Below are 26727 nucleotides of genomic sequence, written 5' to 3'. Positions count from 1 at the left end.
CCGATCAGCCGAACTTCCGCTGCGCGTCGAGCGCCAGCCCAAGCCCGACCGAGCCGAACACATCGCCTTCGATTACCGACGCCTGCGGCACCAGCGCCAGGATCTGCTGCCTGGCCAGCGGGATCGCGGTCGATCCGCCGGTCAAGAACACCGCGGTGATATCCGAGGCCTTCACCTGTGCGTCGCGGATGGTCTGCTCGACCGTAGCCGCAACACGCTCAATGTCCCTGGCTATGGTGGCTTCGAGACTCTTGCGCGTGATTTCTGCCGTGAACCTCACGTCCGGCAGCGCGACCTCGACATCGGCCGACGATCGGTCCGTCAGCTCAATCTTGGCCTTTTCGACCAGTGCCGCCAGCGCGTGGCCGTAACGATGCTCGACGATGTGGATGAACCGGTCGACCAGGTCCGCGCGCTCCGCCTCATAGCGGATCTGGCGCAGATGCGTCATCGCCCTCGCGGTATAGACCAGGTTGATGCGCTGCCACGTCGCCAGGTCGATGAAGTAGCTCGCCGGCAGATTACGTTTGCCATCCTTGGTCGGTGAGAGATGGCCGAGCTGCGGCATCACATGGGCGATGCTCAACAGCCGGTCGAAGTCGGTGCCGCCGATGTGGATGCCGCGGCTGGCCAGGATGTCGTCCTTGCGGTCAAGCGAGCGGGCGCGCTCGGGCGAGACCCGCACGATTGAGAAGTCGGACGTGCCGCCGCCCATGTCGACGATCAGCGCCAGTTCCTCGCGCGTCACCTTTTGTTCGTAGTCGAGTGCCGCGGCAATCGGTTCGAACTGGAAGGCGATGTGCTTGAAGCCGTGGGCACGAGCGGCATTTTCGAGTTCGTGCTCCGCCTTGGCGTCGGCCTCGGCATCGTCGTCGACGAACTGCACGGGCCGTCCCAGCACGACGCTGTCGACCGCGTCATGGGCTTCTTCTTCCAGCTTCTTTTTCAGATGGCCGACGAACAGGCCGACAATCTCCATGAAGCCGATCGAGCGCGCCTTGATGCGCGTCTTTTCGTGGGCGAGCGAGCTGCCGAGCACACTCTTCAACGAGCGCATCAGGCGGCCTTCGATACTGTCCGTATAGTTGGCAAGGGCGCGTCGCCCGAAATAGGTGCGGTTGTCCTCGAAATTGAAAAACACCGCACTGGGCAGCGTGACCTGGCCGTCTTCCAACGCCACCAGCCGCGGCTGCCCGTTCCTGACCACGCTCACGGTGGAATTCGAAGTGCCGAAGTCGATACCGGCAAATGCTGGTCGCATCGTGCGTTCCTGTAGTTCTGATTTGGGGAGCAGCAGCTCGTATCCGGTCGGGCCGGGGGTCGCGGTCTAGCCCATACCCTCGGAAAGGGAAACCACTTTTACGAGAGTTCAGTCTTTCCTGAACACCAGTCTTCCGAGCCAGCCGGTCAGCATGGCCAGCGATACGGCAAAGACACCGTATAGGAAGGAATAGTCGTGCGCGACGCGGAAGATCGACTGTTCGAAACCGGACTTGCGGATTTCGAGCTGGGCGGAGCTTTCCTTGATGAACAGGCCGCTCTTGAACAGGAACGCGCGGGCCTTATGGGTGCCGACCGGAACGTTTGGGGCGAGCCTGACGGTGGCGCGGAACAGGTTCTGCGACAGGAACTGCACACCGCCGACATTCTCGCTGTAGAGGCCGGTCGCCGCCTTGCGTTCGCGCAGCGCGGCGGTGAACTCCTCGATTGTCGCCGGGCTGTCCTCCGCGTCGGCCGGCTGCAAATAGAGGTTGGAGGCGCCAAGCGACAGCTGCTTGTAGCTGTTCGGATCGGTGACGTCCTGCAGCGGCCGCGTCGTCGCCACCGAATAGGAGACAGGTACGTTTTTGAAGGTCTCCGACTCCAGATTGACCCAGACGCCGAGCACCCGGTCCTTGCGGCGCACGACGACCGGCCGAGCCGGGCCTTCCAGCACGACGATCACGTCGTAGCGCCCTTGCCGCGCGACAAGCGGATCGGCATTTTCCAGTGAGCCGAAAATGGTCAGGTCGGCGCCGGAAAAGCCGGCGGTAATCGAGACATTGTCGGTGGAAAGGCCGATCTGGATGTTTTCGGTTAGTGGCGCCTGCGCCTTCGCCGGTGGCGCAGCAGCCAGCAGCGACAGCAAGACGGCGGCCGCGAGCGTCCTTAGGCCGGCCATCAGCTCAGGCCCACGCCGGACAGAGAATAGAGATTGGGCGGCGTGACGAAAAGATCGATGGCAAGCCGGATGGCTACCGCCAGCACGAGCAGCGCCAGCAGCGCCCTGAGTTGCTCGCCCCGCAGCCTCTGACCAGCCTTGGCGCCATATTGCGCGCCGGCAACGCCGCCTGCCATCAACAGGAAGGCGAGCATGACGTCGACCGTCTGGTTGGTGGTGGCGTGGACCAGCGTGGTGTAAGCCGAGGTGAAGATGATCTGGAACAGCGAGGTGCCGATGACGACGTTGGTCGGCACTTTCAAAAGGTAGATCAGGGCCGGCACCATGATGAAGCCGCCGCCGACGCCCATGATCGAGGACAGGAAGCCAATCGCCGCGCCCAGCCCAAGCACCGGAATGACGCTGACGAAGAGCTTCGAGGCCCTGAACCGCATCTTCAGCGGCAGGCGGTGGATCCAATTATGCTGGCCGGATTTCTTCAACACCGGTGCGGCGCCGCTGCGAGTGGCGCGCAGCGCATTGACGCTCTCGACCAGCATCAGTCCGCCGACGGTGCCGAGCAGCACGACGTAGAGCAGCGAGATGAACAGGTCGAGCTGGCCGAGCCGGCGCAGGAGCGCAAAGACATAGATGCCACCGGTCGAGCCGACGATGCCGCCGGCTAAAAGCACGCCGCCGAGCTTGAAGTCGAGCGTGCCGCGCTTCATGTGCGACAGGGCGCCGGAGAAGGAGGAAGCGATGACCTGGTTGGCGCCGGTGGCGACCGCAATTGCCGGCGGTATGTTGTAGAAGATCAGCAGCGGCGTAATGAGAAAGCCGCCGCCCACGCCGAACATGCCCGACAGGAAACCCACCGCCGCACCCATGGCCAGCAGCACGAAGATGTTGACGGAAATTTCCGCGATCGGGAGATAGATGCCCACCCGTCAGTCTCGATCAGTTTGCCTCCTGGCGAATGCAACCGTTGCGGGCATTTTGCGTCAGAAGGCTATCTCGTTCTTGCGCCGGCCGGGCCGTGAAGTCAAACTTCGCCGCACCGCCGAAACAAAAAACAACTCAATCAGTTAACAGGCAAATCTGTGGCAAGGACGTCGCGGAAACGACGCATCCGCCGTTATTTACGCGCAAGCAGCGCCTTGACCAGCTTTTCGTCGATCGCGCCGGTTACCTTGATATCGTTGTCGGCCTGGAAGGCCATGATCGCGTTCTTGGTTTTCTGGCCCATCATGCCGTCGGGATTGCCGGCCTCGTAGCCGTTCTTGTTGAGAATTCGCTGGATGTTCTGGACCGCTTTCTTCATGTCGATGCCGGCGGTCGTCTGCGGTGTGCCGTCCTGCCACGATTCAGGAACGTCGGCCGAATTGGCGGCTGGATCGAGCGGCTTGGCCTTCCACAGTTCAGCCGCGGCCCGCGCACGCTCCAGCTGCTCGGGCCTCAGCGCCTTGGCGATCTCGTCGCGCTTGGCCGCCGCATCCTTGTCGCCGGTCTTGGCGACGAGTGCGAACCATTTGTAGCTCTCCTCGAGGTTCTGCTTCATGCCGACGCCCTTCGCCGCGAGGATGCCGAGATTGAACTGGCTATCCTTGACACCGAGATCCGCCGCCGCCTGGAACCAGCGCGCTGCCGATTCATTGTCGGTCACGCCATCCGCCGCCATCGCAAACAGCACGGCAAGATTGTGCATCGCGCTGGCATTGCCCTGCGCTGCGGCAAGCTGGTACCAGGTTTTCGCTTTCTTGATGTCGCGTGCGACGCCGATGCCCTTCTCGTAGAAATTGCCGATGCGGTATTCTGCCGGTGCGAAACCGAGTTCGGCAGCTTTCTCATACCATTTGGCCGCCGCCGCCATGTCTTCTTTGACGCCGCGAGACTCGGCGTAGCGCGAGCCGATCTCGAACAGCGCCTTGGCGTCGCCGCCGGCCGCTGCATCGCGCAGGGCGGCCGGACCGGCATCGGCCGGAACGTCGATCTTGGCAACGCCTGCCGCGGCAGCATCCGCCGGCGGCACCGTGCCGGTCGTGTCCTGCGTCGCAGCGGTGGTTATAGCAGGCGCGGCAGCCATTGGCTCGGCGTCGCTGGCCGTCGCCGCTGCCGGCGCGGGCACTGCGGCCGCGGTGTCTTGCGCCGCCAGGTCAGCGGGCGCCGCGGAAGCCGAGGGCGCCGTCGATGTCTCGGCTGCCGGTGTAGCGGGGCCGGTTTGTGCCGCCGTGTCGTCCTTGGTCATCGATGCGGATGGCTCTGCCTGCCTGACGGTGGGCGACGGCGCGCTCTCCTGTGTTGTCGTCTGCGCGTCCGCCTTCGGCTCGCTGGCAACGCTGGCCAAAGCGGTTTCCACCGGCTGTACGGCCACGGCCGGCGCCGCCTCATTGTTGGTGACTTCGACCGGGTCGGAGAAGAAGGCTTTGCCCAGTTGCAGGCCGGCAAGCGCCAGCATGATCGCGATTGCCCCCATGAGGATCGGTTTGCGCCGCGCCTTGAGCAGGTCGCCGATCCTGAGCGCCTTGACCGGGCCTTTCATCGTCGACTGGCGCTTAAGGGCGTCCGCCTCGGCGGCCGCCGCTTGCGCGGCCCGTCTGGCTGCCGCGATGAAGTCCGATTTCGCCGCCTCAGCGCCGCCTTCCCGGGTCGGCTGCCCGCGCTCGTCGCGCACGCGCTTCATGATGGCGCTGAGATCGGGTGCGCCGGAGCCGGGTTCCAGTGGCCGGTTGGCGAGCTTGGGGTCGAGGGGCTCGTCGAGATCGACGCTCGGTATCTCGGCGCTCTGCGCCGAGCCTGCAAGCGGCGGCATCTCGGCGTCCTTCTTGCCCTTCAAGGCGCGCGCCAGCCCGCCTAACATCGATTTCCTGCCGCCGCCTTGCTCGGTTTTTTCACGCGTCGTGTCTGAACCGAGAGCCGCCAGGGCTGCTGCGGCGGCGGCCTCGGCTGGCGTACGCGGACCTGGCTCGTCGCGCACGAGCGCCGCGGCGCGGCCGTCGAGATCGGCCATGCTGCCCGTCAACGGCAGCGGCTGGTCGAGGTCCATCGACGGTGCGTCCTGCACCGAGATCTTGGATGGCCGGCCGAAACGCTTGCTCAACTCCGCGCTTGCCGGTTCGCCCGTCTCCAATGAACCAAGCCTGTCAACGATCTTGAGCAGCGTATCGTGGATAGCCTCGAACGTTCTCGAATTGCGCTCGTCCGAACGGCGGGTCAGTGCCTCGAGCGTCTTCAGGTCCTGGGCGAGGCCGGTAACGGCCGCCGTGTTGGCGCTTGATCCGGCCAGTGAGCGGACGGCGCTCTCAGCCGCCTCGCGCGCCGCGCCGAGGATGGAATCGCGGGTTCCGGCAAGCGACTTCTCGATTTCGTTGAGACGCGGGCTGATGTCGTCGAATTCCGGCAGCGGCGTGCCGGGCTTGGAAAGATGCGCCGTCAGGCCGGCGACCTGCGCTTCAAGGCTGCGGATCAACGCCGGGTCGATGCTGGCGACCTGTGCCGCGGACGAATCCAGCCGGCTTGAGATGTCTTCGAGCCGGTTCTCCAGGCCACGGATCGCCGCCTCGTTGGCGGGATCTGGAACGCGCGTCTCAATCCGCTTGGCCAGCGCGGTGAAGCGGGCGTCGATGGCATCCATAATGCCGGCGCTATCGACCTGCGGCATGCGCTGGTCCAGCCTGTCGGCGACCTCGTCCAACCGGCGCTCAAGGTCGCGAAACAGCATGTTGCCTTGTTCGATTGCGTCGCCCTGGCGACGTTCCATCATGCTGGACAGCACGTCGAAGCGCTGCTCGAGCCCCTGGAAGATGTAGTCGGCGTCGGGCATGGCAGGTGCGTGGTCGATCTTGTCGGCAATAAGCGCGACTTGCCTGGCAAGGCGCTCCATCGCCTGTTCCGGCAGATTGGCTCGGCCGGCCAGTTCATCCACGCGGCTCGACAATGTGTTGAGACGGTCAATGACCTCCCGACCCGGACGATCCTGCGACACTTCTTCGATTTGCTGGGCCAGTGAATCGATCCGCTTCTCGATGCGTTCGAAGGGCTCGGGGTCGAACGAATTGGCTTGCGCGGCAACCGTCGAGGCGACGATCGCGCGGGAAATCTCGTCGAGCCGCTCGTCGATCTGACTGAATGTGTCGCCGCCGCGATTGTCCTGCTGGCGGGCGAAATGGTCGACCGCTCCGGCAAGCGTGCGGACCTTTTCCTCGAGCGAGCGCAGCGACAGCGATTCCGGCAGATTGCTGACGGCATTGCTGATCTGTTCGAGCCGCTCCGTCAGCGCCGACAGGCCGGGTGCATCGGAACGCTTGCGCTGATCGGCCTCGACGCGATCCTCGAAAGCGTTCCAGCGGCGGTCGAAATCGTCCCAGCGGCGTCCGACCGCCTGCACGCTCTCCTCGCGCGCCAGCGTATCGAGCGCGGCTTTGACCTGCTCAAGCTCGAGCCGCAGCATATTGACGCTTCTGTCGTCGCTTTTTTCGGCCAGTGTCTGGATGGCGCCGGAAAGCCGCTCGAATTCGACGCTGAGTTCGGCGCTGCCTTTGCCGCCTCCATTTGACTGGAAGGCTCGCTCAATATTCTTGCGCAGTACCTCGAACTCGCGTTGCAGGCCGGAGGTCATCTGCTGGCGCAAGTCTTCGCGCAGGCCGCGCAATTCCCCGGCGATCTTGCCGGCTAGGGCGACGCTGTCCTCCTGACCGCGCACCCGGTCGATATCGCGGGCGATCGCCTGGTAATTCTGGTCGAAAGCCGCTGCTGGACCTTTCGGCCGCTGCGCGCGTGGATCCTCATACCGGCGCTGCTGGCCATAGGGTTGGGCGCTGGGATAGCGTGGTTCTGCCGCTGGTCGGCGCGGATCGGGGTGGCTTGCCGTCTCCTCGCGCGTCCGCTCCAGCCGCTGCTCCAGAGTTTCCAGGGAGCGGTTGAGCTCTTCAAGCGTCGTGTGCGGCCGGCGTTGCCTGCCGGCGTTGAGTGTATCGAGGTAGGACCGCTTGCTGTTCATCAATGCGCCCGTTTCAGAATTGCTGGCTTTCACCAGGTTCCCAAAGTCCTGCCGGGACGAAGGCGACTGCTTGGCTTGTTGCAGTGGAAGACGAGCTTCCCGGGTCTCATCCGCGCTCCGAAAAACCGTGAAAAATTCAGTACAGGATAGACACGGGTAACCGACATGCGCACATTTCGCCCCAACGTGGTAAACAACGCGTTAACCAAGCTTAAGAAGTTGCAACTTTGTCGGCTGGCCGCCGACGGCGCCGGGTGTCTTTTTTTGGACGCGCAAAAGACGTTGTAGAATTTTGATCAGCCGCATGATCGCTCCCGAAATCGACAACGACCTTTTAGGTTGTCCGCTGGTGCTGCGGCATAAAGTTGCAAGACCAGAACGCTCTTGCGTGGTGAGGCGGCTATCGATATAGAATTGACGTAAACGTAAATGAGCGGATTACGCCGTTTGCGATTTGTTTGTTGAAACCACGAGTGGAAGCACGCCCCCGCTTTCACTCAGGCGACGCAAGGTCTGCGACCGCGACGCCACCAGACGGGGAAAGCCAGTGACCATGAAACTTATTTCGCCCGGCCAAGCCGCGGCCAACACCAACGATATGTCGAGCGAAGCCGGTGAAGAGCTTGTCCGCATCGGCGAAATGGCCAAGAAATACGGAGTGACGCTGCGTACGCTGCGTTTCTATGAGGACAAGGGTCTGCTCAACCCGCAGCGCGACGGCTCGACCCGTCTCTATACACGCCGCGACAGGGCCCGGCTGAAGCTGATCCTGCTTGGCCGCAAGGTCGGGTTCTCGCTGCGCGACGTCAAGCAGATGATGGACCTCTATGATCCGAACGGCTCCAACACCAAGCAATTGCGGCTGGCGCTCGACAAGTCGGAGAAGCAGCTTGCCCGTCTGCAGAAGCAGCGGGCGCTGATCGACGACGCCATCAGCGAACTGAGTGCTTCGATGTCGACCGTCCGGCAAATGCTGATCGAGCGCTCGACGCCGCAGGCCAGCGTAGCGAGCTAAACTAAGCTTTCGATTTGTGACGAATAAGAGCCGCGTGGCTTTCGCTGCGCGATTCTTCGTCGTTTGCCGTGCTTTGTCGTTTGTCGTCCTGGCGCGCGGGAGAAAATTTGCCGCACCGCCGAATTGACGTTTACGCAAACGTCAATATTTGTTATCTCGACCACAACGTTGGTCCGTCTGCCATCCTCGTATGCTGGGGCTGATTTCGGGGCCAAGACCGCATGGTGGAGGAAACGCATGCCGATCTACAGAGCGCCGGTCCGGGACACGCTGTTCGTGCTGAACGAAGTGCTGGGATATCAGCGTTATTCCGATCTTCCCGGATTTTCCGACGCGACGCCGGATGTGCTCGAGGCCATCCTTGCCGAGGGCGCGAAGCTCGCCGAAAACGTGATGCAGCCGCTGAACCGCGTTGGCGACGTGGAAGGCTGCATGCGCCATGACGACGGTTCGGTAACGACGCCGAAAGGCTTCAAGGAAGCTTTCGACCAGTATCGCGAAGGCGGCTGGATGGGGCTCGCGGCACCTGTCGAGTTTGGCGGGCAAGGCTTGCCCTACACAGTGCACACTGCGGTTGCCGAATACATGGTGTCGGCCAATATGTCGCTGATGATGTATGCCGGCCTGACGCAAGGCGCGATCGCTGCGATCATCACCCATGGCACCAAAGAGCAGAAGGCAACATGGTTGCCGAAGCTAGTCGAGGGCGCCTGGACCGGCACCATGAACCTGACCGAGCCACACTGCGGAACCGATCTTGGCTTGCTGCGCACCAAGGCCGTCCCCAATGGCGACGGCACCTACAGGATCTCTGGTCAGAAGATCTTCATCTCGGCCGGCGAGCATGACATGTCGGACAATATCGTCCACCTGGTGCTGGCCCGTATCGAGGGCGCGCCGGATGGCGTGAAGGGCATCTCGCTGTTCATCGTGCCGAAGCTCAAGCTCGATGCCTCAGGCAATCCGGGCGAGAAGAACACCGTCTCCTGTGGCTCGATCGAGGAGAAGATGGGTATCCATGGCAACTCGACCTGCGTCATGAATTACGACGACGCTGAAGGCACGCTGCTCGGCGAGGCCAATGGCGGGCTGAAAGCAATGTTCACCATGATGAATGAGGCGCGGCTTGGCGTCGCCCTGCAGGGACTTTCGCTATCTGAGGTTGCCTACCAGAATGCGGTTTCCTACGCCAAGGATCGTCTGCAGGGCCGCTCGCTGTCAGGGCCGAAGGCGCCGGACAGGAAGGCCGATCCGATCATCGTCCATCCGGACATCCGCCGCAGCCTGATGACCATGAAGGCTTTCAACGAGGCCGGCCGCGCGCTGGCGCTGTGGACGGCGATCAAGTCCGACATCGCTCACCGCTCCGGTGACGACAAAGATCGCCAGGTCGCAGACGACTACACCGGCCTGATGACGCCGGTGGTCAAAGGCGTGCTCACCGACAAGGGGTTCGATCATGCGGTAATGGCGCAGCAGGTCTTCGGCGGCCACGGCTATATAGAAGAGCACGGCATGAGCCAGTTCGTCCGCGATGCGCGCATCGCCATGATCTATGAGGGTGCCAACGGCATCCAGGCGCTCGACCTCGTCGGCCGCAAGCTGGCCTTGAATGGCGGCCGCGCGGTCCAGGCTTTCTTTAAGGAAGTCGGAGAGTTCTGCGAGGAAAACCGCACCGACGAGACGATGGCGCCCTTCACCAAGGCGCTGAAGAAGGGCCTCAACGATCTGCAGACGGCGACGATGTGGCTGGTGCAGAACGGTATGGCCAAGCCCGATAACGCCGGTGCCGCCTCGACCGATTACATGCATCTCTTCGGCCTGGTGGCGCTGGGCTATATGTGGGCGCAGATGGCCAGGGTGGCCGCAGCGAGATTGGCGAATGGCGCCGACGGCGCTTCGTCTTTCTACGACAACAAGCTGGTGACGGCGCGCTTCTTCATGGAGCGGATCATGCCGGAGACGTCGGCGCATCTTGCCCGCATCTCCAGCGGTGCCGATACATTGATGGCACTGCCGGCCGAAGCATTCTAGCTTCGGCATTCCCCTCCCCCTCGAGGGGAGGGTGGCCCGAAGGGCCGGGAGGGGGCCTGCGTGCAGTGCGCCGACCTTCATTCTGATGCATGCCTTGGAGGAAAATGATCGCAATGCCGTGGCACATGGCGCAGGTTGTAAAAGATAAGGTCGAGCAAGTCATCGGCGACCCCACCCGGCCGCTTCGCGGCCACCCTCCCCTCGAGGGGGAGGGGAACGTCGGCGCGAGGGAGAAACCATGACCAACCCCGCCGAAATCCTCGGTCTCCCCAAACCCGCCTGGGCGGCGGACGACGTCGGCATGCTTTACGACATGGCGCACCGCTTCATGTCGGAAGAGATCGCGCCGCGTTACGACGAATTCGAGAAGAACGAAATGGTCGACCGCGAGAGCTGGCTGAAGGCCGGGGCTGCCGGCCTGCTCTGCGCCTCGATGCCGGAGGAATATGGCGGCTCGGGCGGCACTTTCGCGCATGAGAGCGCCATCATCGAGGCGATCGGCCATGTCGGCGTCGACGGGTTCGGCATTGGCCTGCACAATTCGATCGTTGCCCCCTATATCCTCCACTACGGCTCGGAGGAGCAGAAGAAGAAATGGCTGCCGAGGCTGGCGACCGGCGATCTGATCGGCGCCATCGCCATGACCGAGCCGGGTGCGGGCTCCGACCTTCAAGGCGTCAAGACGCGCGCCGAAAAGGACGGCAACCGGTACAAGCTCAACGGCTCGAAGACCTTTATCACCAACGGCCAGCTCGCCAATTTCATCATCGTCGTTGCCAAGACCGATCCTGAGAAGGGCGCCAAGGGCATCTCGCTGATCGTCGTCGAGACCGACGAGGTGGAGGGTTTCGAGCGCGGCCGCAACCTCGACAAGATCGGCCTCAAGGCCAACGACACGTCGGAACTGTTCTTCAACGACGTACGTTTGCCGACCTCGAACCTGCTCGGCAACGACGAAGGCCAGGGCTTCGTCCAGTTGATGCAACAATTGCCGCAGGAGCGGCTGCAGATCGGCACCACTGCTATCGCCATGGTCGAGCGGGCCCTGGCGCTTACCATCGACTACGTCAAGGAGCGCAAGGCCTTCGGCAAGCCCATCATCGAATTCCAGAACACCCAGTTCAAGCTTGCCGAATTGAAGACCGAGGCGACCATCGGCCGCGTCTTCTACAATGACTGCGTTGCCCGTCACATTAACGGCGGCCTCGACCCGGTGACCGCGTCTATGGCCAAATACTGGCTGTCGGACCTGCAAGGAAAAGTCGTCGACGAATGCCTTCAATTGCATGGCGGCTATGGCTACATGAATGAATATCCGATTGCGCGCATGTTCCGCGACGCCCGCGTCCAGCGCATCTACGGCGGCACCAACGAGATCATGAAATTGCTGATCGGGCGCTCGCTCTGAGCGAGTTTCAGCAAACACAAGGAGCAGGAAAATGGCCGAAGCTTATGTCTATGATGCCGTGCGCACGCCGCGCGGCAGGGGCAAGAAGGATGGCTCGCTGCACGAAGTGCCGGCGGTGCGGCTCGGCGCCAAGGTGCTCGAGGCCATCCGCGACCGCAACGGGCTGGACACCGGCACCGTCGACGACATCATCTTCGGTTGTGTCGATCCGGTTGGCGAGGCGGGTGCGGTCATTCCACGTGCCGCCGCTTTCGAGGCCGGCTACGACACCAAGGCGCCTGGCATGCAGATATCGCGCTTCTGCGCCTCGGGCCTCGACGCCATCAATTTCGGCGCCGCCAAGATCGCGCAGGGCGCCGACGAGATCGTCATTGCCGGTGGCGTCGAATCGATGTCGCGCGTCGGCATGGGCGCCTCCGGCGGCGCCTGGTTCATGGACCCATCGGTCGGCCTGCCCGGCTGGTTCGTGCCGCAAGGAATCTCGGCCGACCTGATCGCCACCAAATACGGCTTTTCGCGCGACGACGTCGATGCCTACGCAGTCGAAAGCCAGAAGCGTGCCGCCAAGGCGTGGGGCGAGGGCCGCTTCAAGAATTCGGTGATCTCGGTCAAGGACCAGAACGGCCTGACCATTCTCGACCATGACGAACATATGCGGCCCTCGACCGACATGCAGTCGCTGGCCGCGCTCAACCCGTCCTTCGTCATGCCCGGCGAAATGGGCGGCTTCGACGCCGTCGCCGTGCAGAAGCATCCCGAGGTGGAACAGGTCAACCACGTCCACCATGCCGGCAATTCCTCCGGCATCGTCGATGGCGCGGCGGCCGTGCTGCTCGGCTCGAAAAAGGCGGGAAAGACGCTCGGCCTCAAGCCGCGCGCACGCATCCGTGCGTTCGCCAACATCGGCTCCGAACCGGTGCTGATGCTGACCGGCCCCGTCGACGTCACCGAGAAGCTGTTGAAGCGGGCGAAGATGAGGCTGTCGGACATCGACCTGTTCGAGCTCAACGAGGCCTTCGCTTCGGTGGTGCTGCGCTACATGCAGGCTTTCGACATTCCGCATGACCGGATCAACGTCAATGGTGGGGCCATCGCCATGGGCCATCCGCTCGGCGCCACCGGTGCGATGATCTTCGGTACGGTGCTGGACGAATTGGAACGCCGCGACCTCAACACCGCGCTGGTGACGCTTTGCATCGGCGCCGGCATGGGCACTGCAACGATCATCGAACGCGTCTGACGGAGAGAGATGATGAGCTACACCAATTTCACCCTCGACATCGACGCCGACGGCATTGCGCTGGTCACCTGGGACATGCCGGACCGTTCGATGAACGTCTTCACCGAGGAGGTGATGCTCGAACTGAATACCATCGTCGACAAAGTGGCGAGCGATGCAGCGGTAAAGGGCGCGGTGATCACCTCCGGCAAGGATACGTTCTCGGGCGGCGCCGACATCACCATGCTGCAGAAGATGCTGGCGACCTTCGCCGCCGACAAGGCGAAGGACCCGGAGAAGGCGACCAAGGCGCTGTTCGACAATGCGGGCACCATGAACGGCCTGTTCCGTAAGCTGGAAACTTCGGGAAAGCCATGGGTTTCGGCGATCAACGGCACATGCATGGGTGGCGCGTTCGAATTGTCGCTCGCCTGCCATGGCCGTGTCGCGGCCGATTCAGACAAAGTGAGGATGGCGCTTCCCGAAGTGAAGATCGGCATTTTTCCGGGCGCCGGCGGCACCCAGCGCGTGCCACGGCTGACCGACCAGCAGCAGGCGCTGCAAATGCTGACGTCCGGCCAGACGCTGTCGCCTCAGAAGGCCAAGTCGATGGGCCTGATCCATGAGATTGCCGAGCCGGACAAGCTGGTCGAAACCGCCAAGGCGATGATCAGGAACGGCTTGAAACCGGTGGCGCCATGGGATGAAAAGGGCTTCAAGCTGCCCGGCGCCCCGATCTATTCGGTGGCCGGTGCCAATCTGTGGCCGCCGGCCATCGCCATTCTGCGCCGAGAGACCTATGGCAATTATCCCGCCGCTGCCGCCATCCTGAAATGCGTCTATGAGGGCCTGTTGGTGCCGTTCGACACCGCCTTGCGGATCGAGCAACGCTATTTCACCGAGATCATGCAGACCAGGGAAGCGGCAGCGATGATCCGTTCGCTGTTCGTGTCGCTGCAGGAACTGAACAAGGGCGCGCGCCGCCCGGCCGGTGTGCCGGAAACGAAGTTCAAGAAGATCGGCGTACTCGGCGCCGGCTTCATGGGTGCCGGTATAGCCTATGTGACGGGCAAGGCCGGCATTCCGGTGGTGCTGCTCGACCGCGACATGGAGTCCGCCGCCAAGGGCAAGGCGCATTCCGACAACCTGATCTCGGATCAGGTAAAGAAGGGCCGTGCCAAGCCGCAGGACAAGTATCAGTTGCTGTCGCTAATCACGCCGACGGCCGACTATGCGGATCTCGCCGGCTGCGATCTTGTGGTCGAGGCGGTATTCGAGGATTCGGCCGTAAAGAAGGGTGCCACCGAACAGGCCGAGGCTGTGCTCAAGCCGTCGGCGATCTTCGCCTCGAATACGTCGACCATACCGATTACATCGCTGGCCGGGAATTCGGCGCGGCCGAAGAATTTCATCGGCATCCACTTCTTCTCGCCGGTCGACAAGATGATGCTGATCGAGATCATCCTCGGCAAGAAGACCGGCGACAAGGCGTTGGCAACCGCGATCGACTTTGTCCGTGCCATCAAGAAAACGCCGATTGTCGTCAACGATACGCGCGGCTTCTATGTTAATCGCTGCGTGCTGCGCTACTTGTCGGAGGCCTACAAGATGCTGATCGAAGGTGTTCCGGCGCCAATGATCGAGAACGCGGCCAAGGCCGCCGGCATGCCGGTCGGTCCTTTGGCGTTGACCGACGAGACGGCGATCGACCTTGCCCAGAAGATCATGAAGCAGACCATGCGCGACCTCGGCGACAAGGCGGTCGATCCGAAGCAGATGGCGCTGATCAACACGATGGTCGACACGCATGGTCGCTTGGGCCGCAAGAACGGCAAGGGCTTCTATGACTATCCGGCAAAACCGGCCAAGAAGAAGCTGTGGCCAGGCCTCAGGGATCTCTACCCGCAGCTGGCGCCGGAGCAGGTCGATTATGAGGAACTGAAGCAGCGGCTGCTGGTCACCATCGCGCTTGAGGCGGTACGGGTGATGGAAGAGGGCATCGTTACCGACCCACGCGAGGCCGATGTCGGCTCGATCCTGGCCTTCGGCTTCGCGCCCTATACAGGCGGTGCACTGTCCTACATCGACGGCATCGGCGCGAAGAAATTCGTCAAACTCGCCAAGCGCCTGCAGAAGAAATACGGCACCGAGTTCAAGGCGCCGAAGCTGCTGCTTGATATGGCCGAGAAGGGCGAGACCTTCTACGAGCGCTTCGATCCCTATACCAGGGACGAGGCCAAGGAGGCAGCCTGACGTCGTCTTCGGCGGTGGACAAGATGGCGGCCAAGGGGTAGAACAGGAAAGGTATTTTTTCCTGTTTCGAAGGAAGAGCAAGGTGCTCTCGCACGACCGCGTTTGGGCCGCCATCGACGCTCTTGCCGAGCGTTATTCGCTTTCGGCCTCTGGACTGGCCAGGCGCGCTGGCCTCGACTCGACCGCCTTCAACAAATCGAAGCGGCTGTCCTCAGATGGACGGCCGCGCTGGCCGTCGACCGAATCGCTGGCCAAGATCATCGAGGCGACCGGCGCCTCGCTGGATGAATTTGCGGGGCTGGTCGAGGGTCGGGGTAATTCCGGCGCACTACCCGTGCAGAGATCGTCGGTGCCGCTGCTCGGCTTCGCCCAGGCGGGCGCCGGTGGCTTCTTCGACGACGCCGGGTTTCCAGCGGGGCAGGGATGGGACCTGATCGAGCTTCCGGCACGGGCAACCGAAACCTCCTATGCCTTGAAGGTCCAGGGCGATTCCATGCTGCCGCTCTATCGCAATGGCGATGTCCTGATCGTCGAGCCAGGGGCTACCATACGAAAGGGTGATCGCGTCGTCGTCAAGACCAATGCCGGCGAGGTGATGGCCAAGGTGCTCGACCGCCAGACACCGAGGTCGATCGCGCTGGTCTCCCTCAATCCCGATCACCCGGACCGCGACATCCCCATGCGCGATGTCGAATGGGTGGCGCGGATTGTCTGGGCAAGCCAGTAGGCGCGGGGCCGGTGCGTCTGCCTCACCTTGCCTTGGCTGTTCTGGCGATCCCGGCGATGGCCACGGCAATTGTCGCCGGCGGCCGCGCCGTCCAGAGCGAAAGCGGCGGCCCCTGGGAGCAAATCCAGGTCGGCGCTGAACCGCAGCCCGCCGCGCCGGCTACGTCGGCCATCCCGAAATCAGTGCCGGCCAAGCAGGCGGCGCATTCGAGGGCAATCGATCCAGAAATCGTGGTGCCGCCGCAGCTCGGTTCCAACGAGCTTGAACGGATAGAGCCGCGCGCCCCGTTGAGCGATCTGGCATTGGCCGGACCGCCCAAGCCGCCAAAAACGAAAATGCCCGACGACTGGAAAGGCACGAAACTATTCCAGCCCGTCGCGTCGGCCGCCGGGGTCATCGAAGCAAAGGGCTATTCGATTGCGGTTTCCGGTATCGACATCGTCAAGCAGGAGGAGACTTGCACCGACGGCGGCGAGTCCTGGAATTGCGGCATTCGGGCGCGAACGGCCTTCCGCGCCTTTCTCGGCAGTCGTGCGGTGGTCTGTGCCGTGCCGCCCGAAGGCGGTCGTGATCTGATCGCCGCCGAGTGCCGGATCGGCAATCAGGATATCGGCCAATGGCTGGTCGAAAATGGCTGGGCGCGCGCCGCCAAGGGCGGCCCTTACGTAGAAGCCGGCGAGAAGGCGCGTGCAGCAAAAAAAGGCGTCTTCGGGCCGGCGCCGAGCGTTTCAGGCCTGCCGCCGCTCCCGACTGCTGCGTCGCGATCCGCGCCTGTAGCGCCTAGCTCGATCCTGGAGGAGCAAGACGGCGTCCTCATGCCGCCAGCTGACCAGCCAGCGCCCGATGAATGAGCTCGCGCGTTTCGGCGATGCCGTAGAGCGCGGCGAAGGAGCCGAAGCGCGGCCCGCGTTCCTGACCTATCAGCACCTGATAGATCATCTGGAAGAAGGCGACGGAGACACCGGGTCCGCCCTCCGGGCTCTGCTTGGAATGATCCTGGTAGCGCTCGATCTTGCGCGCAACATTGAGGGCAGCGTTCTGGATTGCCTCGCTGTCGGCATCAGCCGGCAGCGCGGCGAGCGCTTCCGAAAGCTTGGTCAGCGCCTCGCGCTCGACCGCGTCGGCAGCACGGTACACTTTCGCCGGCTTCACGAAATCGTCGAAATAGCGGATGGCATATTCGGCCAGCCGGTCGAGCTCGGGATGGGTTGTCGGCGTCACACCCGGCGCGTGGCGCGAAATGAAACCCCACAGCACATCCCTGTTCTGCGCATTCGAGGCGCTGACCAGGTTGAGCAGCAGCGAGAACGGAACCGGCAGGTCGACTGCCGGGGGATTGCCGTCATGCATGTGCCAGACCGGATTGCCCAGCCGCTCCTTCCAGTCCTGCCTCTGATAGGCAGAGAGGAACGTGTAATATTCGTCTACCGCCTTCGGGATGACGTCGAAATAAAGCTTCTTCGCGGTTCGCGGGCGCTGGAACATATAAAGGCTAAGGCTCTCGGTCGGCGCGTAAGTCAGCCACTCGTCGATGGTCAGCCCATTGCCCTTCGACTTCGATATCTTCTGGCCGTTCTCATCGAGGAACAGCTCATAATTGAAGCCCTCCGGTGCCGGAGCATCGAGCGCGCGGCAAATCTGCCCGGCGAGCTTGACGGAATCGATCAGATCCTTGCCGGACATCTCGTAATCGACGCCGAGTGCTGCCCAGCGCATCGCCCAATCTGGCTTCCATTGCAGCTTGGCATGACCGCCGGTCACCCGCGTCTCGAAGCGCTCGCCGGTGTCCGGGTCGCGCCACACGATGGTGCCGGCGTCGAGCTTGCGCTCGTCGATCGCGACTTGCATGACGATGCCGGTCTTGGGATGGATCGGCAGGAAGGGCGAATAGCTCAGCGCCCGCTCCTCGCGCAGTGACGGCAGCATAATTGCCATCACCCTATCGAAGCGCTCGAGCATCTTGAGCAGCGTCGCGTCGAAGCGGCCGGAAGTATAATAGTCGGTCGAGGAAGCGAATTCGTAATCGAAGCCGAAACGGTCGAGGAAAGCGCGCAGCCGTGCGTTATTGGCGGCGCCGAAGGACGGATACTCATTGGAGAACGGGTCCGGTATCCTGGTCAGCGGCTTGCCGAGATAGGCGCGCAGCATGTCCTTGTTAGGCACATTGTCCGGCACCTTGCGCAATCCGTCCATGTCGTCGGAGAAGCACAGCAGCCGCGTCTTGACCTTGTCTTCAGTCAGCACGCGGAAGGCGTGGCGCACCATAGATGTGCGCGCCACCTCGCCGAACGTGCCGATGTGCGGCAGGCCGGACGGGCCGTAGCCAGTCTCGAACAGCACCGTTTCCGGGTAGCCGCTGCTCGCATAGCGGGCGACGATCTTTTTCGCTTCCTCGAATGGCCACGCCTTGCTTTCGGCGGCGGCGGCGAGGACTTCCGGGCTGAGATCGATCGGCTGTTGTTCGGCCATGATGCTATTCCTGCAACTTTGCCAGCATCCATGCCGGCAGCCGCATGCTCTAGACCATGATCCCGAAAAGTGGAACCCGGTTTTCGGGCAGGACCGTGATCAGGCAAGAAGATTAAGAGCCCCCGTCCCGATAGTCAGGATGGATCAAGTTCCAAGGCGTGATCGGAGCGCCAACGATCGCGGCTGTTTTTCCTTGCGGCGCCGGTCCCTCGTTCCTAACTTCGGGACCATCTCAAGGAGTTGTAAATGCCATTGTCGCCACACGAAGCCATGATCTACCTGATGGTCATCACCTCGGCGTCAGACCGCGACATGACCGACGTCGAACTGGCGCGGATCGGCGACGTCGTTCGATCCTGGCCGGTGTTTGAGGATTTCAACCAGGAGCGGCTGGTCGAGGTCGCCCAGGCCTGCCAGAAAATGCTGCATGAAAAGGATGGGCTGGAGGGCGTCCTGGCGCGCGTCGCCGAGGCGCTGCCCGAACGCCTGCGTGACACCGCCTATGCCGCCGCCTTCGAGGTCGCAGCTGTCGATCTCGAAATGCGCCTGGAGGAGGTGCGCGTCCTGCAGCTCGTCCGCCGGGAACTCGACCTCGATGCGCTGGCGGTCGCCGCCATTGCGCGAGCCGCCAAGGCCCGCCTTCGCACGCTGACCTGAGCCGGCGGCCAAGCTCAGAAAAAACTGACGGGAAAATAGCGCAGATAGAACTCGGCGAACGTGCCTTTCACCGAGATTTCCTGCAGCGCGTAGTCGAAAGCGGCGGCCAGTGCCGGATCGTCGGCCCTGGTGGCGATTGCCATGCCTGAGCCGAGATATTCGGGCGCCAGATAGGGGCCGCCGGCAAAGCGGCAGCAGCCCGCTGCATCCGAACCGCCGAGCCAGAAGGCGAAACGCATGCCGTCGCCGAAGGCGGCGTCGATCTTGCCGGCTTTCAGCTCGCCATAAAGCTCCTCCGGCTTTGCGAACGGGACGATTTGGACGTCGCCGAAATAATCGCGCAGCATCCGCTCGTGCGCGGAGCTGGCGATCACGCCGACACGCTTGCTGCGCAGCTTGTCGAACATTGGTTCGGTCAGCGCCTGTGTCTTCAGCATGATGAAGCGTGCCGGAAATTGCAGGTAGGAGCGTGAAAATGCGTATTTCGACCGCGACTCCGGCGTCGCGGCGATGCCGGCAATGATCGCTTCGCCCTCGCCTTTCTCGAGCGCACCTTCGAGCTCGGCCCAGGGCAGCGCCTGGATCTGGCATTTTTCGGCAATGCCGAGCTCGGCGCAGATGGCGCGCGCCAGGTCGACATGGAAGCCCGACAGCCGGCCTGCCCCATCGAGGAAATTGAACGGCGGGAAATCCGTGGTGGTCAGGAATCGCAGCCGCGGCAGCATCGAAAGGTCCGGCTTTGGCAGCCGCTCCTTGGCGTCCCAGAACACCGGCACCTGCGGCTCCGCGGCGAGCGCAGCAACCGCAAGCGATTGCGCTCCGATCAATATCGAGATCAATGAAATGGATATGCGCCGAAACGCCACGCGACGACTCCGTCCGGTCTTGCCCCGGCTTTCGTACGAAATAACAGGTTTTTGTACGAAAAAAACACAGGTACGACGGTTTTTGGTTTCATCATTGCAATTTAGGGATATTGTTTAGTGAGTTTGCAAGTGACTGCGTGATGCCGGCTGAAGAGGAGCAGTAGGACGCACAGGGGAGGCAGCTTTGCAGTCCGGGGTTGATGGCGTGGTGCGGGTTGATCACTGCCATTGGCGTCAAGAGCGGAAGGCAACATGGGGTAGATGTTGCGATGGGTCATTTCGATCGTACGCTGGAGTTGATAGATCAGTTGCAGCACGCCGGCACAGCCGCCGCCGTCTGCGAAAAGCTGCTGGGGGTAACAAGCGGGTTCGGGCTGACGGCGCTGATGGCCGGGACGGTTCCGCAACCTGGCACGCCGAGAAACCAGCAAAAGGACCATGTGCTGCTCTGCGACTGGCCGGCTGAATGGCTTGAGCGCTACGTCGCGCGCAACTACGTCGATCACGACCCCGTCGTCAGCCACATGAAGCAGCTTCAAGCGCCATTCCAGTGGCGGGAAGCATCTCAGGGCATCCGCATCGGCAAGAGCGGCGGCGAGGTGATGGGCGATGCCGGCGAATTCAAGCTGCGCGACGGGTTGGCCTTCCCGCTAATCACGCTCGATGGCCAGATCGTCATGGTGTCGCTAGGCGGCGAGGCTGTCGAATTGTCGAGTGCCGAGTTCGGGTTGGTGTCGCTGGTCTCGACTTATGCGATTGGCCGCGCAATGCAGCTCCACACCATGGCGGGCAAAACCATCGATCATGTCGAATTAACGCCGCGTGAGCGCGAATGCCTGCAATGGGCTGCTGTCGGCAAGTCCGAATGGGAGATTTCACAAATTCTCGGCATTTCGGAACACACGTCAGAGAAACACCTTCTTAACGCCAAAAGCAAACTCGGTGCCGTCAACCGGGTCCAGGCCGTCGCGGAAGCGATAAGGCGCGGCTATATTAACTAGGTCGGCCGCGCCGGCCTAGAAATTCTTGCTTGCGTGATCGCGTAATTTTTTTGGGAAAGCACGGCCGTATCTTCCTATTGAAACTAGGAGACGGCAAATGCTTTTTTCCCTCACGACCCAGGAATTGATGGAACGGCCCGACCTCTGGGAGGCAGTTCATCGTTTGCGTTACAGAGTTTTCGTCGAAGAGATGGGATGGACCGATCTGCAGCGCCCTGATGGCCTCGAGATCGATCAATTCGACCACGACGAGGCAGTGCACCAGATCGTCATCCGCAATGGCGAGCTCGCCGGTTATCAGCGGATGTTGCCGACGACCCGGGCACATCTTCTAACCGATGTGCTGGCGGACCTTTATGAGGGAACCCCACCGTCGGGCCCGAATGTCTATGAACTGACCCGCTATGCGGTTGCGCCGGGATTCCGCGACGGTCGGCGCGGCGTGTCGACGGTCGGCACCGAGCTGATCGCCGGCTTCGTCGAGTGGGGTCTGAAGCGCAACGTCAACCAGGTGATCATCGAATTCGAGCCGATGTGGGTGCTTCGCGCGCTGCAGCTGCATTTCCTGGCAACGCCGCTCGGTTACCAGCGTACCTATGGCAACCAGCAGGTGGTTGCCACACTGCTCACCTTCAACGAGCACACGCTCGACGTGGTGCGTTCGCGCCGCAACCACTTTGCGCCGGTGCTGGCCAGAGGGTACCCGGACATGCTCGGACAGAGACGCGCCTCGTGAGATTGGAGAGAGGCCATGAACGTTCACTCAAAAGCAGAATTCCGCAATCACACGCTGATCGTCACGGTATCGTCGGGTGACGGCCGCCCGGTGCTGGACAGGCGGGCCTATGAAAGCCTGGCCAGAACATTCCACGAAGCCGCTGTCGACGACGACGTCCGCGTCGTGGTCCTGCGCGGCTTGGCCGGGTGCTTCTGCCTCGGTGCCGATTTCTCCGAATTTCTCGACGCCACCAAACATCGGCGACTGATCGCCGCCGTCACCGATATGTTCCGCACGCTGGCGACGTTCCCGAAACCGGTCCTTGCCTGTGTCGACGGCGACGCCGTCGGCGTCGGTTGCACCATCCTGTTCCACTGCGACATGGTGATCGCCTCGAGCAAGAGCACGTTTCGGGTGCCGTTCGTCGATTTCGGCCTGGTGCCGGACGCGGCGACCAGCATTCTGGCGCCGCAGAAGCTCGGCTATGCCGGGGCGTTCCGCTTCTTCTGCCTGGGCGACACGCTCGCCGCCGAAGATGCCAGGGCACTGGGCCTTGTCGGCGAGATCGTGACGGACGGCAGCGTCGAGGAAGCCACGTTGGCAAGAGCCAGGCAACTCGCCAAGAAGCCTGTCGCGGCGCTGCTACAGACGCGCGACCTGCTTAGGGGCGACACCGGCGCGCTCTGCGACCGCATCGACCAGGAGATCTCGCTTTTCCAGCAGGCGCTGCAGGACGACACCACGCTGAAGCGACTGCAGCGGATTGCCCGGCTGGCGGCATGAGAGCCGCGTATCGATGAGGTGAGCTTATTTTTCGAGGAAAGTCGGCCCTTCGCCGATGATCTTCTTGTCCTCCTTGCCGATGACGTCGAGGTCGCGGCCGTCATAGGGAAGCGAAAGGAGAATGCGCTGCATGACGGCCAGCCGCGCGCGCCGTTTGTCGTTCGCCCGCACAATGATCCAGGGCGCGAACTCCTTGTGCGTGCGCTCGACCATCAGGTCGCGCGCTTTGGTGTATTCGTCCCATTTGGTGATGCCGGCGATGTCGATTGGCGAAAACTTCCAGCTCTTCAGCGGGCTCCAGCGGCGGTCGTGGAATCGTTCGAGCTGCGTTTCCCGGCCGATGTTCAGCCAGAATTTGAAGAAATGTATGCCCTCGTTGCGGATCATCCGCTCGAAATGCGGAACCTCGTCCAGAAATTGCTCGTGCTGCTCGGGCGTGCAGAATCCCATCACCGGTTCAACGCCGGCGCGGTTATACCAGGAGCGGTCGAAGGTGACGAATTCGCCCGACGTCGGGAAGTGGTCGACGTAGCGCTGGAAGTACCATTGTCCAAGCTCGGTGGGCGTTGGCTTGGTCAGCGCCACGTTGCGCGCCGTGCGAGGGTTCAGATACTGGCGCAAAACGAAGATCGTGCCGCCCTTGCCGGCAGCGTCGCGCCCCTCGAACAGAGACATTACCCGCTTGCCCGTCGACTGCAGCCACGCCTGCGCCTTGACCAGCTCGATCTGCAGCTTCTCTAGCCTCTCGTCATACTCCTCGCTCTTCATCTTCTTGTCGTAAGGGTAACCGCCGGCGGTGAGCTTGCGGTCCCCGACCCAGTCGGGAAGCGCGGGGGCCTCGATGTCGAACGCCCTCTCCTTGCCGTCGATCATGATCTTCAGCGGCCCCGATGAGGGTGCGGCGGGGCTTTCCTTAGCGTTTTTCATCGAGGCGAACCTTTCCAGCTTCCGGACTCGTGCTATTGGGAGCCTTACTGCATCGGCCCAAAAATCGGAATCGATTTTCGGAAAGAACGATGCAGCAGATAAAGTGGTAGAGCGTCCTTTGTGCGTCCAATTGGACGCACTGCGCTCTAGCGCCGGTCCAGCAAGAAGTTCTTGAAGTGGCCGCAGACGGAGCGCAAATGGCCGACATCGGCACAGAGCGGAGAGGCAGGGCGCAAGCCGTCGCCATGCGGCTGTGGAACAGCCGCTGGCTGCTGGCGGCCGGCCTCGTTGCGGTTCTGATGGTCTATGGTTTTGCCGGCATGTCTGGCTATGTGGTGCTGCTGGCTGGCGCCGTGCTGGTTGCCGCTGCGATGCTGCCGGCCGGCATCGCCCGCCAATCGACCGAAAATGCCGCGGCCATCGAGTCGAGCGTGCAACAACTTTCCGGCGAATATCTCGCGGCGGCGGTTGCCGATCCGCTGATCATTTTCGATCGCTCCGCCGCCATCGTCCACGCCAACGCTGCTGCCTTTGCCGCCTTCGGCGGGATTGCGCCCGGCATGTCGCTGTCGCTGAAATTCCGCGCGCCGGAAATGCAGGCCTTGCTGGATAGTATCTTGGCGGGCAACGTCGCTTCGGACAGCGTCGACTACATAGAAAAGCTGCCGGTCGAACGAGCCTATCGGGTGAGCGCGTCTTCAGTCGGCCATGCCACGGATCTCTACGTGCTGGTGTTCAAGGACCAGAGTGAGGCGCGCCGGATCGACAGAATGCGTGCCGACTTCATTGCCAATGCCAGCCACGAGCTGCGCACGCCTCTCGCCTCGATCGCCGGCTTCATCGAGACGCTGCGCGGGCCGGCCCGCAACGACCCCGCGGCGCGCGAGCAGTTCCTGCAGATCATGCAGAACCAGACCAGCCGCATGGCGCGCCTCATCGACGACCTTCTGTCGCTGTCGCGCCTGGAGATGAAGCCCTATCTCAAGCCGGGAACCGAGGTCGACCTGCGCCAGGCCATCGACAGCGTCATCGATTCGCTTGGGCCGCTCGCAAAGGAAAACGGCGTCGTCATCGAGCGTGATTTCGCGGAAGGGCCGCTCGACGTGCCCGGCGATCGGGACGAGCTTTTCCAGGTCTTCGAAAACCTGCTGGAAAACGCCTGCAAATATGGTCAGTCGGGCGGACGCGTCGTGGTGTCGATCATACGCAGCGACAGCGATCCCGAACCGGGCATCGACGTCACCATCAGGGATTTCGGCCCCGGCATCCCCGAAGAGCACATCCCGCGCATCACCGAGCGCTTCTACCGCGTCGACGTCGAGAACAGCCGAACCCAGAAGGGCACCGGCCTTGGCCTGTCCATCGTCAAGCATATCCTGACCCGCCACAACGCCAGGCTCTCCATCAGGTCGGAGGTCGGCAAGGGTGCGGCGTTCACGGTCCATTTGCCGGCTCGCTAACGTAGTACTATCTCTAGCACATAATGGGCCGTTTCTTTTTTCTGTCATCCGGCTAGCGTATCAGCGGGGATTCGAGGGAACGACTCAACCACGAGATCCCGGGAAGGCATTTCGTCCATGCAGTCCGTGCATATCGTCAGCGCCTATGACGAGGAGCTGAAATATCTGTCGAAGCGCATCGCGGCGATGGGCGGGCATGCCGAGCGCATGGTCGAGCAGGCGGTCGCGGCGCTGGTCAATGCGGATCCGGGGCTTGCCCAGAAAGTCATTCGGGACGACCTGGTTCTGGATGAGGGACAGCGCGAGATCGACGACAAGGCGATCATCATCATCGCCAAACGCCAGCCGATGGCGACGGATCTGCGCGAGATCGTCGGCGCGATCCGCATCTCGGCTGACCTCGAACGGGTAGGCGACCTCGGCAAGAACGTCGCCAAGCGGGTGGTTGCCGTCGCAGACGGGCGCCAGCCGAACAGCCTGTTCCGCGGCCTCGAGGCTTTGGCCAATCTGGCACTGACCCAGCTCAAGGAAGTACTCGACGTCTATGCGTCGCGGTCGGTGGAGAAAATCGGTTTCGTGCGCGACCGCGACGACCAGATCGACGCCATGTACACCTCTCTGTTTCGCGAATTGCTGACCTACATGATGGAAGACCCACGCAACATCACGCCCTGCACACATCTCCTGTTTTGCGCCAAGAACATCGAGCGCATCGGCGACCACGCTACCAACATCGCCGAGACGATCTACTATATCGTCACCGGCGATCAGATGCCGGCCGATCGTCCGAAGGGCGACAAGACGGACAAGATTATTCTTCCCGCAACCCAACCAGCGAAGTGAGTTCTCTCAGCACTGATGCGAATTTCGGATTCGCCACCTGACAGAAAATTGCGCTAAGCTTTCGACGCGCCGACTTCTCAGTTCCGCGATGAAGGCCCCGCCTTCAGGAGGCTGCGATGGAATACGTCCGCGAGTTTGCTCCTGCGCCGCCGATGTCGGGTATAATCGCTTGCGGCGTCTATACGGCTGGGCGGCGCATCGCCGACATTCCGATCGAGGAAGCCGGCGAATGGGCCGGGAAGCCGGGCCACGTGGTCTGGATCGGACTGCTGGAGCCCGACCGCAATTTGTTGCTGCGCGTCCAGGCGCAATTCCATCTGCATGAGCTGGCGATCGAGGACGCCGAGCATCCGCACCAGCGACCGAAGATCGAGCAATATGGTGATGCCCTGTTCATCGTTGCCCGCACGGCGCAGCTGATCGACAGCCGCGTCACCTTCGGCGAGACGCATCTGTTCGTCGGCGCGGGCTACATTGTCAGCGTCAGGCATGGCCCGTCGACCTCCTACGCCGCCGTTCGCCAGCATTGGGAAAGCTGCCCACATTCCCTTGCCAAGGGCGAGGATTTCGTCCTCTACGCCATTCTCGACTTCATCGTCGACAACTATATGCCGGTACTTGAGCAGATCGAAAACGAGGTCGAGGCGATCGAGGACAAGGTTCTGCTGAAACCGATGACCGGCTCCGATATCGAACGGCTTTATATGCTGCGCCGCGATCTCTTGCGCCTGCGTAATGCGGCCCTGCCGCTGGTGGAGGTCTGCCGGCGGCTCACCAGCGCCGATCTGCCGCAAATCCACACAGCCATGCACCCGCTGTTTCGCGACGTCACCGACCACATCCGCACTGTCCAGGAAAAGATCGACAGCCTGCGTGAGGTTCTCGCCTTCGCCTTCGAGGCGAGCCTTCTGGTCGGTCAAAGCCAGGAGACGGCGATCTCCAAGAAGCTTGCCTCATGGGCCGCAATCTTGGCCGTGCCGACGGCATTCGCCGGCATTTACGGCATGAATTTCAGCGACATGCCGGAACTGAGGATGGAATATGGCTACCCGGCCGTCCTGGCGACAATTGCCCTGATCTGCACGTTTCTTTACTGGCGGTTTCGCAAGAATGGGTGGCTTTGAAGCGAGGGCAGTAGGGCAGTAGCGCTGTAAGTCAGAACTCCACTAGGACTATCGCCCAGGCGTGCAGAATGGCAGGGTTGAGGTTTT

The 26727-nt window shown here is 62.4% G+C and carries 21 protein-coding genes; 14 read left to right on the top strand and 7 right to left on the bottom strand.

All coding sequences use genetic code 11. The features are described from left to right. Window positions 1–4: 4 nt before the first annotated feature. The 4 genes from NKJ23_RS12120 to NKJ23_RS12105 all read right to left on the bottom strand — a co-directional run bounded on the left by NKJ23_RS12120 (window position 5) and on the right by NKJ23_RS12105 (window position 7136). Window positions 5–1261 carry an Hsp70 family protein gene (locus tag NKJ23_RS12120; protein ID WP_352680461.1) on the bottom strand — a complete coding sequence of 419 codons (1257 nt, stop codon included), beginning with the start codon at window positions 1259–1261 and terminating at the stop codon, window positions 5–7. A gap of 108 nt (window positions 1262–1369) precedes the next feature. Continuing rightward, window positions 1370–2161, bottom strand: coding sequence for a TIGR02186 family protein (locus NKJ23_RS12115; protein ID WP_352448631.1), 792 nt, complete (start codon window positions 2159–2161; stop codon window positions 1370–1372). Further along, window positions 2161–3084, bottom strand: coding sequence for a sulfite exporter TauE/SafE family protein (locus NKJ23_RS12110; protein ID WP_023676949.1), 924 nt, complete (start codon window positions 3082–3084; stop codon window positions 2161–2163). The genes NKJ23_RS12115 and NKJ23_RS12110 overlap by 1 nt, the downstream gene beginning before the upstream one ends. A gap of 191 nt (window positions 3085–3275) precedes the next feature. Next, on the bottom strand, window positions 3276–7136 hold the full coding sequence (locus NKJ23_RS12105; RefSeq protein ID WP_352680460.1) for a peptidoglycan-binding protein: 3861 nt from the start codon (window positions 7134–7136) through the stop codon (window positions 3276–3278). Window positions 7137–7689: 553 nt separating this feature from the next. On the opposite strand from NKJ23_RS12105, the gene NKJ23_RS12100 reads away from it, so the two are divergent. The 7 genes from NKJ23_RS12100 (at window position 7690) to NKJ23_RS12070 (ending at window position 16643) form a co-directional block, all read left to right on the top strand. Beyond that, window positions 7690–8151, top strand: a complete 462-nt coding sequence (locus tag NKJ23_RS12100) for a MerR family transcriptional regulator (RefSeq protein WP_023677331.1) — start codon at window positions 7690–7692, stop codon at window positions 8149–8151. A 237-nt stretch (window positions 8152–8388) separates the two neighbouring features. Continuing rightward, a complete protein-coding gene (locus tag NKJ23_RS12095; RefSeq protein ID WP_352680459.1) occupies window positions 8389–10185 on the top strand; it encodes an acyl-CoA dehydrogenase in 1797 nt (598 codons plus the stop codon). Between the two features lie 238 nt (window positions 10186–10423). Further along, complete coding sequence (locus tag NKJ23_RS12090) at window positions 10424–11593, top strand: acyl-CoA dehydrogenase family protein (RefSeq protein WP_352680458.1); 1170 nt, start codon at window positions 10424–10426, stop codon at window positions 11591–11593. A gap of 31 nt (window positions 11594–11624) precedes the next feature. Continuing rightward, window positions 11625–12833, top strand: a complete 1209-nt coding sequence (locus tag NKJ23_RS12085) for an acetyl-CoA C-acetyltransferase (protein ID WP_352570361.1) — start codon at window positions 11625–11627, stop codon at window positions 12831–12833. Between the two features lie 12 nt (window positions 12834–12845). Then, window positions 12846–15065, top strand: a complete 2220-nt coding sequence (locus tag NKJ23_RS12080; protein ID WP_352680457.1) for a 3-hydroxyacyl-CoA dehydrogenase NAD-binding domain-containing protein — start codon at window positions 12846–12848, stop codon at window positions 15063–15065. A gap of 82 nt (window positions 15066–15147) precedes the next feature. Further along, entirely contained in the window at window positions 15148–15792 is a 645-nt protein-coding gene (locus NKJ23_RS12075; RefSeq protein WP_023677336.1) for a S24 family peptidase, read from the top strand. An 11-nt stretch (window positions 15793–15803) separates the two neighbouring features. After that, window positions 15804–16643 (top strand): thermonuclease family protein, encoded by an 840-nt coding sequence (locus NKJ23_RS12070; protein WP_352680456.1) that lies wholly within the window; start codon window positions 15804–15806, stop codon window positions 16641–16643. On the opposite strand, the gene NKJ23_RS12065 is transcribed toward NKJ23_RS12070, so the two are convergent. After that, entirely contained in the window at window positions 16606–18261 is a 1656-nt protein-coding gene (locus NKJ23_RS12065) for a lysine--tRNA ligase (protein WP_352680455.1), read from the bottom strand. The genes NKJ23_RS12070 and NKJ23_RS12065 overlap by 38 nt on opposite strands. A gap of 246 nt (window positions 18262–18507) precedes the next feature. Between NKJ23_RS12065 and NKJ23_RS12060 the strand changes: the two genes are divergently transcribed. Further along, window positions 18508–18918, top strand: coding sequence for a tellurite resistance TerB family protein (locus NKJ23_RS12060; RefSeq protein WP_352448640.1), 411 nt, complete (start codon window positions 18508–18510; stop codon window positions 18916–18918). 14 nt (window positions 18919–18932) lie between these two features. Here the strand turns inward: NKJ23_RS12060 and NKJ23_RS12055 are convergent, their stop codons facing one another. Continuing rightward, window positions 18933–19784: an ABC transporter substrate-binding protein gene (locus tag NKJ23_RS12055; RefSeq protein ID WP_352448641.1), complete on the bottom strand. Its 852-nt coding sequence runs from the start codon at window positions 19782–19784 to the stop codon at window positions 18933–18935. Between the two features lie 269 nt (window positions 19785–20053). On the opposite strand from NKJ23_RS12055, the gene NKJ23_RS12050 reads away from it, so the two are divergent. The 3 genes from NKJ23_RS12050 (at window position 20054) to NKJ23_RS12040 (ending at window position 22286) form a co-directional block, all read left to right on the top strand. Next, window positions 20054–20785, top strand: coding sequence for a helix-turn-helix transcriptional regulator (locus tag NKJ23_RS12050; protein ID WP_023677341.1), 732 nt, complete (start codon window positions 20054–20056; stop codon window positions 20783–20785). Window positions 20786–20882: 97 nt separating this feature from the next. Further along, window positions 20883–21521 carry an acyl-homoserine-lactone synthase gene (locus tag NKJ23_RS12045; protein WP_023677342.1) on the top strand — a complete coding sequence of 213 codons (639 nt, stop codon included), beginning with the start codon at window positions 20883–20885 and terminating at the stop codon, window positions 21519–21521. 15 nt (window positions 21522–21536) lie between these two features. Continuing rightward, window positions 21537–22286, top strand: coding sequence for an enoyl-CoA hydratase-related protein (locus NKJ23_RS12040; protein WP_023677343.1), 750 nt, complete (start codon window positions 21537–21539; stop codon window positions 22284–22286). 24 nt (window positions 22287–22310) lie between these two features. Here the strand turns inward: NKJ23_RS12040 and ppk2 are convergent, their stop codons facing one another. Next, window positions 22311–23213 (bottom strand): polyphosphate kinase 2, encoded by a 903-nt coding sequence (gene ppk2, locus NKJ23_RS12035; RefSeq protein ID WP_352448642.1) that lies wholly within the window; start codon window positions 23211–23213, stop codon window positions 22311–22313. Window positions 23214–23410: 197 nt separating this feature from the next. Between ppk2 and NKJ23_RS12030 the strand changes: the two genes are divergently transcribed. The 3 genes from NKJ23_RS12030 to NKJ23_RS12020 all read left to right on the top strand — a co-directional run bounded on the left by NKJ23_RS12030 (window position 23411) and on the right by NKJ23_RS12020 (window position 26640). Then, on the top strand, window positions 23411–24673 hold the full coding sequence (locus NKJ23_RS12030; protein WP_352455149.1) for a sensor histidine kinase: 1263 nt from the start codon (window positions 23411–23413) through the stop codon (window positions 24671–24673). A gap of 117 nt (window positions 24674–24790) precedes the next feature. After that, window positions 24791–25516, top strand: coding sequence for a phosphate signaling complex protein PhoU (phoU, locus tag NKJ23_RS12025; RefSeq protein ID WP_023677346.1), 726 nt, complete (start codon window positions 24791–24793; stop codon window positions 25514–25516). Between the two features lie 116 nt (window positions 25517–25632). Then, window positions 25633–26640 carry a magnesium and cobalt transport protein CorA gene (locus NKJ23_RS12020; RefSeq protein ID WP_352680454.1) on the top strand — a complete coding sequence of 336 codons (1008 nt, stop codon included), beginning with the start codon at window positions 25633–25635 and terminating at the stop codon, window positions 26638–26640. The last annotated feature ends 87 nt before the right edge of the window (window positions 26641–26727 follow it).

The organism is Mesorhizobium sp. M0184, assembly GCF_040322215.1.
Taxonomy (GTDB): Bacteria; Pseudomonadota; Alphaproteobacteria; order Rhizobiales; family Rhizobiaceae; genus Mesorhizobium.
Note: the sequence above shows the minus strand (reverse complement) of the source record. Positions and strands in the feature narration are given on the sequence as shown.

What these genes read in the sequence shown, in the direction of transcription:
- NKJ23_RS12120 (WP_352680461.1), bottom strand. Translation starts at nt 1,261, where the DNA reads ATGCGACCAGCATTTGCCGGTATCGACTTCGGCACTTCGAATTCCACC.
- NKJ23_RS12115 (WP_352448631.1), bottom strand. Translation starts at nt 2,161, where the DNA reads ATGGCCGGCCTAAGGACGCTCGCGGCCGCCGTCTTGCTGTCGCTGCTG.
- NKJ23_RS12105 (WP_352680460.1), bottom strand. Translation starts at nt 7,136, where the DNA reads ATGAACAGCAAGCGGTCCTACCTCGATACACTCAACGCCGGCAGGCAA.
- NKJ23_RS12100 (WP_023677331.1), top strand. Translation starts at nt 7,690, where the DNA reads ATGAAACTTATTTCGCCCGGCCAAGCCGCGGCCAACACCAACGATATG.
- NKJ23_RS12095 (WP_352680459.1), top strand. Translation starts at nt 8,389, where the DNA reads ATGCCGATCTACAGAGCGCCGGTCCGGGACACGCTGTTCGTGCTGAAC.
- NKJ23_RS12090 (WP_352680458.1), top strand. Translation starts at nt 10,424, where the DNA reads ATGACCAACCCCGCCGAAATCCTCGGTCTCCCCAAACCCGCCTGGGCG.
- NKJ23_RS12085 (WP_352570361.1), top strand. Translation starts at nt 11,625, where the DNA reads ATGGCCGAAGCTTATGTCTATGATGCCGTGCGCACGCCGCGCGGCAGG.
- NKJ23_RS12080 (WP_352680457.1), top strand. Translation starts at nt 12,846, where the DNA reads ATGAGCTACACCAATTTCACCCTCGACATCGACGCCGACGGCATTGCG.
- NKJ23_RS12065 (WP_352680455.1), bottom strand. Translation starts at nt 18,261, where the DNA reads ATGGCCGAACAACAGCCGATCGATCTCAGCCCGGAAGTCCTCGCCGCC.
- NKJ23_RS12060 (WP_352448640.1), top strand. Translation starts at nt 18,508, where the DNA reads ATGCCATTGTCGCCACACGAAGCCATGATCTACCTGATGGTCATCACC.
- NKJ23_RS12050 (WP_023677341.1), top strand. Translation starts at nt 20,054, where the DNA reads ATGGGTCATTTCGATCGTACGCTGGAGTTGATAGATCAGTTGCAGCAC.
- NKJ23_RS12045 (WP_023677342.1), top strand. Translation starts at nt 20,883, where the DNA reads ATGCTTTTTTCCCTCACGACCCAGGAATTGATGGAACGGCCCGACCTC.
- NKJ23_RS12040 (WP_023677343.1), top strand. Translation starts at nt 21,537, where the DNA reads ATGAACGTTCACTCAAAAGCAGAATTCCGCAATCACACGCTGATCGTC.
- ppk2 (WP_352448642.1), bottom strand. Translation starts at nt 23,213, where the DNA reads ATGAAAAACGCTAAGGAAAGCCCCGCCGCACCCTCATCGGGGCCGCTG.
- NKJ23_RS12030 (WP_352455149.1), top strand. Translation starts at nt 23,411, where the DNA reads ATGGCCGACATCGGCACAGAGCGGAGAGGCAGGGCGCAAGCCGTCGCC.
- phoU (WP_023677346.1), top strand. Translation starts at nt 24,791, where the DNA reads ATGCAGTCCGTGCATATCGTCAGCGCCTATGACGAGGAGCTGAAATAT.
- NKJ23_RS12020 (WP_352680454.1), top strand. Translation starts at nt 25,633, where the DNA reads ATGGAATACGTCCGCGAGTTTGCTCCTGCGCCGCCGATGTCGGGTATA.